This is a genomic window from Bradyrhizobium sp. CCBAU 11361, from assembly GCF_028128935.1.
GTDB lineage: Bacteria > Pseudomonadota > Alphaproteobacteria > Rhizobiales > Xanthobacteraceae > Bradyrhizobium > Bradyrhizobium niftali.
Genome location: NZ_LBJZ01000180.1, coordinates 1 through 14,466 on the forward strand (window position 1 = coordinate 1; position 14,466 = coordinate 14,466).

Annotated in this window: 13 protein-coding genes; 8 read left to right on the forward strand and 5 right to left on the reverse strand. The window is 65.1% G+C overall.

Translation table 11 applies throughout. The features are described from left to right. Nucleotides 1–159 precede the first annotated feature (159 nt). The gene (locus XI08_RS23025) at nucleotides 160–600 is read left to right on the forward strand and encodes a DUF1489 family protein (RefSeq protein WP_027548144.1); all 441 of its coding nucleotides are present in this window, start codon (nucleotides 160–162) and stop codon (nucleotides 598–600) included. An 83-nt stretch (nucleotides 601–683) separates the two neighbouring features. Here XI08_RS23025 and panC read toward each other — a convergent pair whose 3' ends face one another. Then, nucleotides 684–1,535, reverse strand: a complete 852-nt coding sequence (gene panC, locus XI08_RS23030) for a pantoate--beta-alanine ligase (protein WP_271576077.1) — start codon at nucleotides 1,533–1,535, stop codon at nucleotides 684–686. 283 nt (nucleotides 1,536–1,818) lie between these two features. Between panC and XI08_RS23035 the strand changes: the two genes are divergently transcribed. The 4 genes from XI08_RS23035 to XI08_RS23050 all read left to right on the forward strand — a co-directional run bounded on the left by XI08_RS23035 (nucleotide 1,819) and on the right by XI08_RS23050 (nucleotide 5,620). After that, nucleotides 1,819–2,742, forward strand: a complete 924-nt coding sequence (locus XI08_RS23035; RefSeq protein WP_271576078.1) for a division plane positioning ATPase MipZ — start codon at nucleotides 1,819–1,821, stop codon at nucleotides 2,740–2,742. A gap of 346 nt (nucleotides 2,743–3,088) precedes the next feature. Then, a complete protein-coding gene (locus tag XI08_RS23040) occupies nucleotides 3,089–3,949 on the forward strand; it encodes an alpha/beta fold hydrolase (protein WP_027548141.1) in 861 nt (286 codons plus the stop codon). Between the two features lie 120 nt (nucleotides 3,950–4,069). Continuing rightward, nucleotides 4,070–4,819, forward strand: a complete 750-nt coding sequence (locus XI08_RS23045) for a hypothetical protein (RefSeq protein WP_027548140.1) — start codon at nucleotides 4,070–4,072, stop codon at nucleotides 4,817–4,819. A gap of 75 nt (nucleotides 4,820–4,894) precedes the next feature. Continuing rightward, on the forward strand, nucleotides 4,895–5,620 hold the full coding sequence (locus XI08_RS23050) for a DnaJ domain-containing protein (RefSeq protein WP_135177286.1): 726 nt from the start codon (nucleotides 4,895–4,897) through the stop codon (nucleotides 5,618–5,620). 220 nt (nucleotides 5,621–5,840) lie between these two features. On the opposite strand, the gene XI08_RS23055 is transcribed toward XI08_RS23050, so the two are convergent. Further along, nucleotides 5,841–7,673 (reverse strand): D-alanyl-D-alanine carboxypeptidase, encoded by a 1,833-nt coding sequence (locus XI08_RS23055; protein ID WP_271576079.1) that lies wholly within the window; start codon nucleotides 7,671–7,673, stop codon nucleotides 5,841–5,843. 389 nt (nucleotides 7,674–8,062) lie between these two features. Between XI08_RS23055 and XI08_RS23060 the strand changes: the two genes are divergently transcribed. Next, complete coding sequence (locus XI08_RS23060) at nucleotides 8,063–8,401, forward strand: phasin family protein (protein WP_027548137.1); 339 nt, start codon at nucleotides 8,063–8,065, stop codon at nucleotides 8,399–8,401. A gap of 77 nt (nucleotides 8,402–8,478) precedes the next feature. Here XI08_RS23060 and XI08_RS23065 read toward each other — a convergent pair whose 3' ends face one another. Continuing rightward, nucleotides 8,479–8,799: a hypothetical protein gene (locus XI08_RS23065; RefSeq protein WP_271576080.1), complete on the reverse strand. Its 321-nt coding sequence runs from the start codon at nucleotides 8,797–8,799 to the stop codon at nucleotides 8,479–8,481. A 487-nt stretch (nucleotides 8,800–9,286) separates the two neighbouring features. Here XI08_RS23065 and clpS point away from each other — a divergent pair, with 487 nt between their 5' ends. Further along, nucleotides 9,287–9,619 carry an ATP-dependent Clp protease adapter ClpS gene (clpS, locus tag XI08_RS23070; RefSeq protein WP_027548135.1) on the forward strand — a complete coding sequence of 111 codons (333 nt, stop codon included), beginning with the start codon at nucleotides 9,287–9,289 and terminating at the stop codon, nucleotides 9,617–9,619. A gap of 293 nt (nucleotides 9,620–9,912) precedes the next feature. Next, nucleotides 9,913–12,321, forward strand: a complete 2,409-nt coding sequence (gene clpA, locus XI08_RS23075; RefSeq protein ID WP_027548134.1) for an ATP-dependent Clp protease ATP-binding subunit ClpA — start codon at nucleotides 9,913–9,915, stop codon at nucleotides 12,319–12,321. A gap of 70 nt (nucleotides 12,322–12,391) precedes the next feature. Here the strand turns inward: clpA and XI08_RS23080 are convergent, their stop codons facing one another. Together XI08_RS23080 and XI08_RS23085 are read right to left on the reverse strand one after the other, a co-directional pair. After that, nucleotides 12,392–12,850 (reverse strand): PEGA domain-containing protein, encoded by a 459-nt coding sequence (locus XI08_RS23080; RefSeq protein WP_271576081.1) that lies wholly within the window; start codon nucleotides 12,848–12,850, stop codon nucleotides 12,392–12,394. A gap of 127 nt (nucleotides 12,851–12,977) precedes the next feature. Beyond that, the gene (locus tag XI08_RS23085; protein WP_271576082.1) at nucleotides 12,978–14,399 is read right to left on the reverse strand and encodes an MFS transporter; all 1,422 of its coding nucleotides are present in this window, start codon (nucleotides 14,397–14,399) and stop codon (nucleotides 12,978–12,980) included. Between the last annotated feature and the right edge of the window lie 67 nt (nucleotides 14,400–14,466).

The following is a 14,466-nucleotide window of genomic DNA, read 5'->3' on the forward strand; positions in this document are numbered from 1 at the left end:
AAGAGGCCGCCGGCGCCGAAGGCTGCGCGCGCGCCGGCAGCCGCACCGGTTCCGCTGGCGCCGCCGCCGGGTTCGGCTCCCGCGGCTTCGGCTCCCGCGGCTGCGGATAACGAATAGTTCGGCTTTGAAAACCTGCGGCCGGCCCGCTAATGCTGGGGCATGCCACTCCATCTGATCAAGCTCGCCGTCGGCTGCGACTCCGTCAAGGAATTGAAGGAGTGGGTGGCCGAACGGATGCAGACCGCCAAGAAGAAGGGTCTGCCGCAACATCACATCCACATCACCCGCATGGTGCCCAAGCGCGACGCCGAGATCCTCTCGGGCGGGTCGCTCTATTGGGTGATCAAGGGCGAGGTCGCCGCGCGCGAAAAGATCATCGGCATCGAGCCGTTCCGCGACAAGGACGGCATCGGGCGCTGCCGGATCGTGATGCAGCCGAAGGTGATCCCGGTCTCGCCGCGGCCGATGCGCCCGTTCCAGGGCTGGCGCTATCTCGCCGATGATTCCGTGCCGCCGGATCTCGGCAAGTCCGCCGCGGGCACCATCGCGGCAATGCCGGAGCCGATGCGGCGCGAGCTGCGCGATCTCGGGCTGCTCTGAGCATGATCCGGAAAAGTGCGTAGCGGTTTTCCGGAAAGATCATGCTCAAACAATAACCTGAAGCGCGATGTCGTCATCGCGCTTCAGACCGCGATATTGTCGATCAGCCGGGTCGTGCCGAGCTTGGCTGCGACCAGGATCCGCAAGGGGCCGTCCTTGCGCGAGGTGACCTGTGCCAGCGTCTCGGCGTGACGGGCCTCGAAATAGTCGAGCACGAAGCCAGCCGCCTTGATTGTCGCGGCGCCGCGCGCCATCGCCGGCGCGATGGCCTCGCCGGCGCGGATGCGCCCGGCGCTGTCCTTCATGGCGCGGTAGAGCGTGGTCGCGGTCTGCCGCTCCTGCGGGGAGAGATAGACGTTGCGCGATGACATCGCGAGCCCGTCGCGCTCGCGCACGGTGCGGGAGCCGATCACCTTGACGCCGAGATCGAGATCCCGCGCCATCTGCGTCACCACCCGCAATTGCTGAAAGTCCTTCTCGCCGAAGATCGCGAGGTCCGGACCGCATTGCGTGAACAGCTTGCCGACGACGGTGGCGACGCCACCGAAAAAGTGGGGCCGGAAACGGTCCTCGAGGCCGGCCAGCGCCGGCCCCTCCGGCACGATTCGGGTTGCAAAGCCCTGCGGATACATGGCCTCGACGCCGGGGTGCCAGACGATGTCGACGTCCTCGGCCGCGAGCTTGGCGATGTCGGTTTTCCAGGTCCGCGGATAGGCGCCGAAATCCTCGGTCGGGGCGAATTGAGTCGGGTTGACGAAGATCGAGACCACGACGCGGCTGGCGCGCCGCCTGGCGAGGCGCACCAGCGACACATGCCCGTCATGGAGCGCCCCCATGGTCGGGACCAGCGCGATCGTGGCCTTTCGCTTGCGTAGATTATCGACGGCGCGTCGGAGCGCAGGGACCGTACGGACGATCAGGGGGCTTCGTTGCATCGGGACTCGGGGGGCTTGCGGATGGGTTGGGCGCGGCCTGCCGCGCAGCCGGCTAACCTTAACAAGCAGCGATCGTGGACGCCATGCATCCGGATGCGGCACAGCATCCCGCGCAAAGCTGCGGAGGCTGTCGCGACATTGTGGGCTGAATCACAGACGTGATGCGGCGACGCGATTCATGATGACGACTAACGCGCTGTGATTTCGTTATCCTGTCACGCATTTCACTTGACCGCAGACGCGGTCAACTCGAAGATATTGCTTAGGGGCGTTGAGGATCACCATGCTTGTGCAGGCTAGCCAAGGCCAATCCGGCTCGGCGCACGTCGTTGTGCTGGGTAACGAGAAGGGCGGCTCCGGCAAATCGACCACGGCCTTGCATATCGCGGTTGCGCTCCTGAAGGCCGGTCAGCGCGTCGCCACCATCGACCTCGACTGCCGCCAGCAAAGCTTTACGCACTACATCGACAACCGCGCCGCCTGGGCTCGTCGCACCAAGCTCGACCTCGATCTGCCGGTGCATCGCTGCATCAAGCTCGGCGAGACCATGCAGATTGCCGAGAACGAGAACTCCGAGTTCCAGCAGTTCATGGAAGCGGTCTCGGCGGTCGAGAGCAGTTTCGATTTCATCGTCATCGATACGCCCGGCACCGACAGCTACCTGATGCGACTCGCCCACTCGATGGCCGACACGCTGGTCACGCCGATCAACGACAGCTTCCTCGATTTCGACGTGCTCGGCACCGTCGACCCCGCCAACTATGCGGTCACCGGCGAGAGCCACTATGCCGAGATGGTGCGGGATGTCAGGCGCAAGCGTCGTCAGCTCGACGGCTCGAGCACCGACTGGATCGTGGTGCGCAACCGCCTGTCCATGCTCGGCTCGCGCAACAAGCAGCTCGTCGCCGAGGGGTTGAAGGATTTGTCGCTGCGGCTCGGCTTCCGCTATGTCGACGGCTTCGCCGAACGAGTCGTCTACCGCGAATTCTTCCCGCGTGGCCTCACCGCCCTCGACGAGATCGACGAGGCGACGCTCGGCATGCGGCCCAATCTCGGCCATCTCACTGCGCGGGAGGAGGTGACGAGCCTGCTCCGCCAGCTCAAGCTGCCGCTCGACGAGCGCGGCCGCCGCCGCGCGGCCAACCGGGCCGAGTGGTTCAGCCAGGTCGACAAGCCGCTCGAGGTCCACGACATCCTCGGCGCCTAAGTTAGCGGTATATGGCTACTTCCGGGCAACCTCATAGGGCTGGTCCCCGCGGGAACTGAGCGCGCCTTCGGCCGTTTTCATTCTACGTTTACTGCGAAATTGAACCCAATCGAGTCCGGTTGCGTCCTATGGTGACCTACAGCCTGACGTAGTCGTACGAGAGAGGGGGTGCCCAAGAAACGTGTGCGGCGCACAATGAAAGGGCTGCCAGTTCACAATATTTGGCCTTCCTGTCACGGGCCTGTGACATATATTAGCGAATAGGCGACCAGGGGCCGAAGAGCTCCGGAACAACACGATTTTCAACAGGGATTCAGGCCGCAAGAGCCTGAGGCTGAGGACGAAAATGAAGCGTGGAATTGCCGTTCTGGTTTCGGTCAGTGCCCTCTGCGGCGTCGCCTATTTCACGGCGAGCAAGTGGGCGATCAGGCATGAGACCATCACCTTCTACGACGCTTCGCGCGACAACCGTCCGGTGCCTGTCGATATCGCGATCCGTCGCGACAAGGAAATGCAGGCCGATGCCGGCATGATCACGATGCCTGTGGCCGTGATCAACCACGGCAACACCGTCAAGAACACCGAGTACGGCTTCCTCGCCAACATTTTCGCTGCGCGCGGCTACCTCGTCGTGAGCCCGCAGCACGATTTGCCGACCGATCCTCCGATGGTGACCAAGCCCGGCGAGCTCTATGTCGGCCGGTTGCCGCAGATCCTGCGCGGCGTGGCCAACATCCATCTGGCGATGCAGGAAATGAAGAAGGTTCAGCCCAACGCCGATTACGAGAAGGTGACGATGGTCGGCCACTCCATGGGCGGCGACATCACAATGTACTTCGCCAAGCAGTATCCGGATGAGGTCAAGAAGGTCGTCACGCTCGACAATCTGCGCGTGCCGTTCGTCACCGCCGGCAAGTTCAAGATCCTGTCGTTCCGCTCCACCGATCCTCAGTTCAAGGCCGATGCGGGCGTGATCCCGAGCGACGAGGAATGCGAGAAGGCCGGCATCCAGGTCGTGAAGACCGAATTCCAGCACAACGACATGCGCGACACCGGTCCGGATGTGGCCAAGAACTCGATCCAGAGCATGCTCGACAAGTTCCTGAGCGCGACTGACAGCGAGGTGGCGCCGGTCGATACGCAATCGTCCCCGCCCAATATTCTCGAGCCCGGTCCGGTCGCCCTGATGGCGCCTGCCAAGAGCTGACGTATCAATCATAGTCAGAAACGACTTTCAAAGCCTCCGCCGGCGCTCGCCCGCGGAGGCTTTGCACATTGACCGGGCTGCACGCGCTAACCACATTAAGCGTTCACACAGGGCCAAGGGATGTCGGGCGAACCTATCAAACCGCGCGGCCGCGGTGCCGTCTCGCCGCAAGCAGGTGGCGCGGTGCCGCAGGCCGGGACGTCGACCTCGGACGATATCGCCGCCTTCGTCGCCAAGGCGCGTGCGCTGTCACCGCATGCTCCTGGCGCGAAAGGGCGGCTGATCTTCGCGCTGGATGCGACGATGAGCCGGCAGCCGACCTGGGACATGGCCTGCGCGCTCCAGGCCGACATGTTTCGTGAGACCGCGGCGCTCGGCAGTCTCGACATCCGGCTGGTCTACTATCGCGGCTTCAACGAGTGCCGTGCCACGGGGTGGATCTCCGACAGCGCCAGGCTCGCGACGCTGATGAGCAAGATCGATTGCCGCGGCGGCGACACCCAGATCGGCAAGGTGCTGAGCGAGGCGCGGCGCGAGGCGGTCGCATCGGGCGTAAGGGCCGTGGTCTTCGTCGGCGACGCGATGGAGGAGCAGGTTGACGAGCTCTGCGCCAAGGCCGGCGAGCTCGGCATGCTCAAGGTGCCGGTATTTGTGTTTCAGGAAGGGCATGACGCGGTGGCCGAGCAGGCCTTTCGCGAGATCGCGCGCCTGACCGGCGGTGCCTGGTGCCGTTTCGATCCCGGCGCGGCGGCACAGCTGCGCGAGCTGTTGCGGGCAGCCGCGACCTATGCCGCCGGCGGCCGCGAGGCGTTGTTGAAGCTGGCGAAGAGCGCGAGCGGTGCGGCCCAGCTGATCGGCCAGATGAAGTAGCCGGTCACATCCGCCAAATGCAGACGGGCGAAAGGACGCCATGCTTTTTGGCAACAGGGCGCCTATATTCCGGTCATGACCCTGATCGCCGGCGCTGTCGCCGTTATCACGCTTTACCTGCTGCTTCAGATGTTCCGCGCCGCCAATCCTGCGGTGCTGGCGCGCACCATCAAGTTCGGCGGCGGCGTGGTGGCGCTGGCGGTCGCGGCTTTCACGGGCTTGCGGGGCGAGCTGGCAGTCGCGATCCCGCTCGGGATCTTCGGCGCCGGGCTGCTCGGCTGGACGCCGTTGGCGAATGCCGGCTTCGGCAATATCGGCGGGCTGTTCGGTGGCGGCGCGGCGCCCGCGTCCGGGCAGGCCTCGCGCGTGCGCTCGCAATTCCTCGACATGCGGCTCGACCACGATTCTGGCCGGCTCGGTGGCCAGATCGTTGCCGGGCCTCACGCTGGGCACGATCTCGACGAGTTCGATCTCGCCGGCCTGCTGGCGATGGTCCCGGCGTTCGACGCCGAGAGCGTGGCCTTACTTGAAAGCTATCTGGACCGCCGGTTTCCCGCCTGGCGTCAGAACGCGCAGGGCGATGCGGCAGGGGGGCAGCGCCGCACGGCGGCGAGCGGCAAAATGACGGCGGAGGAGGCCTATCAGATCCTTGGCCTGCAGCCGGGAGCGGGGCGTGACGACATCAGCCGGGCCCACAAGTCCTTGATGAAGAAACTCCATCCCGACCAGGGGGGCTCGACGTATCTCGCTGCCCGGGTAAACGAGGCCAAGGATACTCTGCTTCGCACGCATAACGGCTAACTCCGGCACCACGCTACAAACGCTCGTACCGCGTGAGCTCCGTTGCTCTGTCTGTCGTCGCCCCGATGCCCGCCATTGTCGGCGTGGTCGATCTCTTGAGTAGAAATTTAACCGTAAATTGTTGACGAGAGGTTGTCGCGGAACTGACTTTGGCGGCCGCATGCCGAAAACAAAAATGCCCGCGCAAGGCGCGGGCATTTTTTTCGAACGGTGCAGGAGATCAGTTGCGGACGGTGATGCAGGAGATGTCGGCGCGCTTCAGGGCGCGGCAGACGGCTTCGGCCTGATCCCGCTCGAGCCCGGCGAAGCGGGCGCGATAGAGCTTGCGATTGTCCTTGGCGACGACCGGCTCGGTGAACGGATCGGCCTTGCTGAGCAGGCCACGGGCCGAGCTGCGCGCGGCGTCGATGCGCTGCTGGGCTTCGTTCTCGCTCTCGAGCGCGCCGACCTGGACGATCCAGCCGCTGTGGGTGACGACCGGCTTGGTGGTGGCGCTCATCTGGATCGGCTGCGGCGCCGGGTCGGCGGACGCGAGTTTCGGAGCGGCCGGGGCGGGCGCGGTGGCGGTTGCAGCCGGCAGCACGCCGAGGACGCCGTTGCCGGTGCCGAAGCCGGCCGGCTGCCGCGGCAGCTCGGTGCGGGCGACGTCCGCCTTCGGCGCTTCCGGTTGGCTCTGGAAATCGGGCTTGTTGATCAGATCGGCCCGGGCGACGACGGCGCCGGAGGTTTCCGCGACGTCGGAGCGGGACGCAACCGTGCTGGTAACCTGCGGCGCGACCTGAGCCGGAGCGGCGGAGGCGACCTTCACGGCGCCGGCCTTGACCTGCACCGTCTTGACCCGGACCGGCTTCATCGGTTCGGACGAGCCCGGGATGATCGAGAGCGGCTGGCTGGAGATCACGCCATTGGTGAGCGGCGCGGGCTCGATCTTGGATTCAGTCGGCCGAGCTTCAGGCTTGGGTTGAGCGGGCGGCATTGCGGCGGTGGCGGCCGCAAGCGTGGACAGGCGCGAGGCAAGACGCGACGGGGCCGCTTCGGGAGCAGGGGCGGCGGCCTGGGCCTGCGGAGCGGTGCGGGCCGGGGTATCCGACGCATCCGCGACCTCGGCAGCGGCGTCAGAGCCGTTGCGCTCGGTGACTGCGGCGACGGTGTGCGTGGTCGCGCCCTTCTCGAGATTCTCGGCGAGCAGGTTGCGCATGATAGCGTCGCGCGAACCGCCGCTGCGGCCGCCCAGCACCACGCCGATCAGGTGGCGGTTGCCGCGGCGCATCGAGCTCACGAGGTTGAAGCCGGAAGCGCGGGTGTAGCCGGTCTTGATGCCGTCCACGCCCTCGACGCTGCCGAGCAGGTGGTTATGGTTCCGGATCGACTGGCCGCGCCAGTTGAACGTCGAGGTCGCGAAATAGCGGTAGTAGCGCGGGAAGCGCTCCTGGATGGCGCGGCCGAGCGTAGCCTGATCGCGCGCGGTCGTGACCTGCTCGTCGTTGGGAAGGCCGTTGGCATTCCGGTAGACCGTCTTGGACATGCCGAGCGAACGCGCCTTGCGCGTCATCATCTGGGCGAAATCGTCCTCGTCGCCGGCGATCGCTTCCGCGATCACCACGGCGGCGTCGTTGGCGGAGCGGGTGACGAGACCCTTGATCGCGTCCTCGACGCGGATGGTCTGGCCGGCACGCAGGTTCAGCTTGGTCGGATCCTGATCGGCGGCGTGCTGCGACACCGGCATCTCGGTGTCGAGCTTCATCTTGCCGGACTCGAGACGCTCAAACAGCAGATAGAGCGTCATGATCTTGGTCAGCGAGGCCGGATGGCGGATCCCGTCGGGGCTCGTTGCCTGGAGCACGGAGCCGGAATTGCCGTCGATGATGATCGACGCGAATTTCGGGCTGGAGCTCTCGGACACATCGCGCTGCACCCGATGGTGCGCGTAATGGCGGCGGTGACGCCGCGCCTCGGCAGCATCGGTGGTGAAGATGACCGCGGTGGTGATCGTAAGAAGCCCGAAAACCCCGACCCGCGCCAAGCGCGAGGAAGACAAGTTTTTACGAAGCATGAAACCCCGTCCCCGTTTCTGACTTGATCACCGGCCCGTGAGGCGAAATTGTGCCCACTGGACCCGGGATCATTACCTGCCCAGGCTGCCCCTCCGCGGGTGTCCGCCGCGGGGGACGTTGGGCCTGAGCCGCTGTTCTGGCTAAGGTGATGTTCTCAAACGGCTTTTGGCCGCTTGCGGAAGCTGAACACGTCCAGGGAATCAAAGTAGGGGTCCGCGGTTTCCAAAAGCTTAAGGAACCCTTGCGGGAAACCCCGGGAATCTCCACGGTTTGAATCTAATTTTTGTGCGTCGCACAAGATTCTTGACTTTTTTGTGCGTTGCACTATTTGTGGGCAATGTCAGGGAGCCGGGGCTTCCGGACGCGAGCCAGGGAAAAGGATTCCGAAATGTTCAAGGTTGAAGACTTTCAGAGCTACGGGAAAGAGCAGTTCGAGCAGTGCGTCGCCTCCGCGACCTCGGTGCAGCACGGCCTCCAGGCGATCGCCAGCGCCTATGGCGACTACACCAAGAAGTCGTTCGAAGACACCAAGTCCTTCGTCGAGAAGCTTTCCGGCGTGAAGTCGCTGGACAAGGCGATGGAAGCGCAGACCGACTTCGCCCGCTCCTCCTACGAGACGTTCGTTGCGGAATCGCAGAAGATCGCCGGCCTCTACAGCGATCTCGCCAAGCAGGCGTTCAAGCCGGTCGAGACCATCGTGTCGAAGTTCACCCCGGCCGCCAACTAACCTTTCCTGGATATCCTGGAAGCAAGAAAGCCCGGCTGAACCAGCCGGGCTTTTTCGTTTGTCGCGATGGATCCGTTTCAGCGCGCGGTCTGGCTCGCCGGCGTGGCCAAGTAGAATTTGTCGGTGTTGCGCGCACAATATGGCAGCACGCCCGAGATCGCACTCGTCGGCGTGGTGTTCGTGGGATCAATGCTGGTGCTCGCGGTACAGGTGGCGGCGACGCTGTCCGTCGGCAGCGAGTTGGTGCCGGTGAACAGCAGGTTGAAATGGGCCTGCGCCTTGGTGCTGATCTGCGACGTGGTGATGGTGCCCGACGATCGAGCGCCGCCTGCATTGAGGAGCGGGCCTGTGTTCGGCGGCTGCAGGATGCGCGAGCTGTCGACCGACGCGGCTGACACAGGGCAGGGCGGGCGAGGCCGGCAATCCTCGAGATCTCCGATTTTGCCCGATTTCGCGTCACGCGATTGAACAGCAGGTACCGTAGAAGACCGGAGATGATCCCGCGCGAAACCGTCGCAGGCGCGTTAACGGCCGGGTTCCTGGTCACCATGTTCGAGACGGCGCCGCGGAAATTTTTGTCAAACCGGTCCGGATTGACTAACCTCGGTCAGGATCGCCCGGATCGGGAATCGGGACCGCGGCAGCCGGATCTTGCACGCTTGCGGCGAGCCGGGGGCAGACCCATATTCTCGCAATCGATCTGGTTTGGACCGGACCGGTTGGAAGCGGCGATCCCAAAACGCGGTGCGCCAGCGCGAAGCTCCGAAAGGCGGGGCCGCGCGGCGGGCCGTCACCGCCTCCGTGGGGAATTTGAACGCCTGAGCCATGCCGCAATTGACTTCCAGCCTCGACCTGCCTGCGGCCGCCGCCGCCCGCGCTCCCCGGATGAGCAACGACGAGAACCGTTCCGGCAGCCCGACGGGGCCGAACACCTCTGTCATCACCAAGGTCAAGCCGAAGACCAAGCGGCCGAACCTGTATCGCGTTCTGATCCTGAACGACGATTACACGCCGATGGAGTTCGTGGTCCACGTGCTGGAGAAGTTCTTCCAGAAGGACGTCGAGGCGGCGACCAAGATCATGCTGCACGTCCACCATCACGGCATCGGCGAGTGCGGCGTGTTCACCTACGAGATCGCCGAGACCAAGGTGACGCAGGTGATGGATTTCGCCCGCAAGCACCAGCATCCGCTGCAATGCGTGATGGAGAAGAAATAAGTCACCTCACGGCGCGTTCGTAGCCGGCTCTTGCTTGTGTATGTCGCAGTGGGACCGCCGCGTGGTGCCTGCGCGCGATGTCCGTTGCAGCTGGCAGAACTACGGAATTCTGAACCGGCGCCGATCCCGCCCAAATCGGAACGGGTTTTGCATCGAAAAATACCGCAGATGGCTAGCTGCCGAGTCGCGGAACCGGTCTTTCGCCGCGGTCTTGTATAACTATATGTGACAAAGGTTGTTGTTGCCTGACCGGGCGAGGACGATCATGATGGTGGGGGCCATAGAGGACGCGAATGCCGACTTTTTCCCAAAGCCTTGAACAATCCCTGCATCGTGCGCTAGCGATCGCAAACGAGCGTCATCACCAATACGCGACGCTCGAGCATCTCTTGCTCTCCCTGATCGACGACTCCGATGCAGCCGCCGTCATGCGCGCCTGTAGCGTCGATCTCGACAAGCTCCGTACGAGCCTCGTCAACTATCTTGAGACCGAATTCGAGAACCTGGTGACGGATGGCGCCGACGATGCCAAGCCGACCGCCGGTTTCCAGCGCGTGATCCAGCGCGCGGTGATCCACGTGCAATCCTCCGGTCGCGAAGAGGTGACCGGTGCCAACGTGCTGATCGCGATCTTCGCCGAGCGCGAGAGTCACGCCGCGTACTTCCTGCAAGAGCAGGACATGACGCGCTACGACGCCGTCAACTACATCAGCCACGGCATCGCCAAGCGGCCGGGCGTCTCCGAGGCGCGCCCCGTGCGCGGCGTCGACGAGGAGACCGAGACCAAGGGCAGCGACGACGCCAAGAAGAAGGGCGAAGCGCTCGAGACCTATTGCGTCAACCTCAACAAGAAGGCGCGCGACGGCAAGATCGATCCGGTGATCGGACGCAATTCCGAGATCAATCGCGCGATCCAGGTGCTGTGCCGCCGGCAGAAGAACAACCCGCTGTTCGTGGGCGAAGCCGGCGTCGGCAAGACCGCGATCGCGGAGGGCCTCGCCAAGCGCATCGTCGACAGCGAGGTGCCGGAGGTGCTGGCGGCTGCCACCGTGTTCTCGCTGGACATGGGCACGCTGCTCGCGGGCACGCGCTATCGCGGCGACTTCGAGGAGCGCCTGAAGCAGGTGCTCAAGGAGCTCGAGGCGCATCCCAACGCCATCCTGTTCATCGACGAGATCCACACCGTGATCGGTGCGGGCGCGACGTCGGGCGGGGCGATGGATGCCTCGAACCTGCTCAAGCCGGCGCTTGCCTCGGGCACGATCCGCTGCATGGGCTCGACCACCTACAAGGAATACCGCCAGCACTTCGAGAAGGACCGCGCACTGGTGCGGCGCTTCCAGAAGATCGACATCAACGAGCCGACGGTGGAGGACGCTATCGCGATCCTCAAGGGCCTCAAGCCGTATTTCGAGGACTACCACCGGCTGAAGTACACCAACGAGGCGATCGAGGCTGCGGTGCAGCTCTCCTCGCGCTACATCCATGACCGCAAGCTGCCCGACAAGGCGATCGACGTGATCGACGAATCCGGCGCGGCGCAGATGCTGGTTGCCGAGAACAAGCGCAAGAAGACCATCGGCATCAAGGAGATCGAGACCACGATCGCCTCGATGGCGCGGATCCCGCCGAAGAGCGTGTCGAAGGACGATGCCGAGGTGCTCAAGCATCTCGAGCAGACGCTGAAGCGCACCGTGTTCGGCCAGGACAAGGCGATCGAGTCGCTCGCCGCTTCGATCAAGCTGGCGCGTGCCGGCCTGCGCGAGCCGGAGAAGCCGATTGGCTGCTACCTGTTCTCGGGCCCGACCGGCGTCGGCAAGACCGAGGTCGCAAAGCAGCTCGCGGCGTCGCTCGGCGTCGAGCTGCTGCGCTTCGACATGTCCGAATACATGGAGCGGCACACCGTGTCGCGCCTGATCGGCGCGCCTCCCGGCTATGTCGGCTTCGACCAGGGCGGCCTGCTCACCGACGGCGTCGACCAGCATCCGCATTGCGTGGTGCTGCTCGACGAGATCGAGAAGGCGCATCCCGATCTCTACAACGTGCTGCTCCAGATCATGGATCACGGCCGGCTCACCGACCACAACGGCAAGCAGGTCAACTTCCGCAACGTGATCCTGATCATGACCACGAATGCGGGTGCTTCGGACCTGGCCAAGCAGGCGTTCGGCTTCACCCGCTCGAAGCGGGAAGGCGACGACCACGAGGCGATCAACCGGCAGTTCGCGCCGGAATTCCGCAACCGCCTCGATGCCATCGTCTCGTTCGGCCATCTCAGCGTCGAGGTGATCGGCACGGTGGTCGAGAAGTTCGTGCTTCAGCTCGAGGCGCAGCTCGGCGACCGCGACGTCACCATCGAGCTGTCCGAGCCCGCCAAGACCTGGCTGGTTCAGCACGGCTATGACGAGCAGATGGGCGCGCGGCCGATGGCCCGCGTGATCCAGGAGCACATCAAGAAGCCGCTGGCCGACGAGGTGCTGTTCGGCAAGCTCAAGAGCGGTGGCCACGTCCGCGTCGTCCTGGTCAAGGACGAGGCCGACGAGACCAAGGAGAAGATCGGCTTCGAGTTCGTCGAGGGCCCGGTCACGCCGAAGCAGGAAAAGCTGCCCGGCGCCCGCAAGCGTCCGCCGGGCAAGCCCAAGCCGGGCGGCCCCGGCGGTTCGAAGGGGCCGACCTCCAAGGGGCCGCTGGTCAAGGCTTGATCGGCGCGTGATGAAATCGAAAAGGCCGGCTGAATAGCCGGCCTTTTTGTTTGTGTCGCAATGCGGGGTTTTAAGTGCCGGTGTCAGGCGCAGGTGCCGCAGGCGGCCGCGGTTTCTTCGGCGCGGGTGGCCGTGCGCGGGCAGGGGCGGACGGCTGCATCGTCACGATGACCGGATTCGGCTTGTGATCGGTTGCCGCGCCCGTCGCGGCATCGACCCCCATGCCGACGACACCGCCCAGCAGAAGATTACCGGCAAAGCCGGCGGCGCCGCCGGTCTGGATGTCGCGGCTGAGCGGCACGATCTGCGGCTCGTAGCCTTCCTTCTGGAAGGTGATGGAGATGTCGGCGTTGCGCTTGACGACCACGGAGCATGGCGTCGTGCAGGTGGTCGGAACCTCCATTCCGCTGACGACGGCTTCAACGCCTGAAGGTGTCGATGAGATGCTGATATTCTCGGTCGTGCCGCGCGTGACGGACGCGCAGCCGCCCAGCATGACGCTGAGCGCCACAATTCCAAATGATCGCATGAAATGCCCCTTGTCCCGCCGCCTGTGAAGCGCAACCAGAGCGCGAGGGCAATACGTCATTGGTCCAGATAGTTAAGCCACGCACCGGTTGTGTGGAGATGGGTCGAGAATCTGCGCGTGGCCGGTTCTATTCGCCGCGCAGGCGCTGGTCGTCCTGCACGCGGACATGCTCGGCGCCGCGCGCGCCTGCGGGCGAGAGCCGCAGCATGCTCAGCACCGCGCCGCAGAGCGCAAAGCCGACGCCGGTGAGGAGCGCGACTCGGGTCCCGTCAACTGGATAGAGGCCGAGGAACAGCGCCACCAGCGCCGCGCCGGTGGTCTGGCCGAGCAGCCGCGCCGTGCCCAGCATGCCGCTGGCGCCGCCGGCGCGCTCGCGCGGGGCGGCGGCGATCATGGTGCGGTTGTTGGGGGTCTGGAACAGGCCGAAGCCGGCGCCGGCCAGCGCCATCCGCCAGATCACGTCGAGCGGCGTTGGCACGGCCGGCAGGAGGGCGAGCGCGCCGAGCCCGCAGGCGAACAGCGTGAGCCCGATGCCGCCGAGCAGGCCAGCCGGATAATGTTCGACCAGGCGGCCGGCGAGGGGGGCTGCGAAGGCGAGCGCGATCGGCCACGGCGTGATCAGGAGGCCCATATGCACGGCGGAATAGCCGAAGCGGCTCTGGAGATAGAAGGGGATCGCGACGAAGGCCAGCATCTGCCCGCAGAACGATGCGATCGAGGTCGCGATCGACAGCGCGAAGACGGGGATGCGCAAGAGGTCGACCGGCAGCAGCGGCGAGGTCATGTGGGTTTCGCGATAGATCAGCAGTGCGCCGGCGACGATCGCGATTGCGAACTGGACGAGGCAGGTGAGCGCGGCCTCGCCATGACCGACGCTGTCGATCGCGGCAATGCCGACACCGAAGGTGATCGCGGACAGACCGGCGCTCTGCCAGTCGAAGGAATGGCTCGCTGGCTTGGTGTGCGGCAGGCTGCGCAGGCCCAGCAGGAGCGTCACCGCGCCGAGCGGCACGTTGATGGCGAACAGCCAGGGCCAGCTCCCGACCGCGAGGATGCCGGCCGCGAGCGTCGGGCCGACCGCGGCCGAGAAGGCGACGACGAGCGCGTTGAGCCCGATGCCGCGGCCGAGCAGGCTGCGCGGATAGGTGAAGCGCACCAGCGCCGCGTTGACGCTCATGATGCCGGCCGCGCCAAAGCCCTGGATGATGCGTGCGACCGTCAGCAGCGGCAGCGTATGCGCCAGCGCGCAGAAGGCGGACGCGAGCGTGAACAGCACGAGCCCGACCAGATAGACGCGGCGATAGCCGACGATCTCGCCGAGCGAGGCCAGCGGCAGCAGCGAGATGGTGATCGCGAGCTGGTAGCCGTTGACAATCCAGATCGAGAAGGCCGGGCTCGCGTTAAGGTCGGCCGCGATCGTCGGCAGCGCGACGTTGGCGATGGCGCTGTCGACCACCGCCATGATGATGCCGAGCGCAATGGTCAGGACCGCCTGGTTGCGCTGGGGCTGCGGCAGGCCGTCGGCATGCACTGTGGGGGCGGACGACATGATGAAGGCGCGCTTGATTCGAGCCGTGTTTCATCTCCGGATTAGGAAATTGCAGATTGGATCGCAA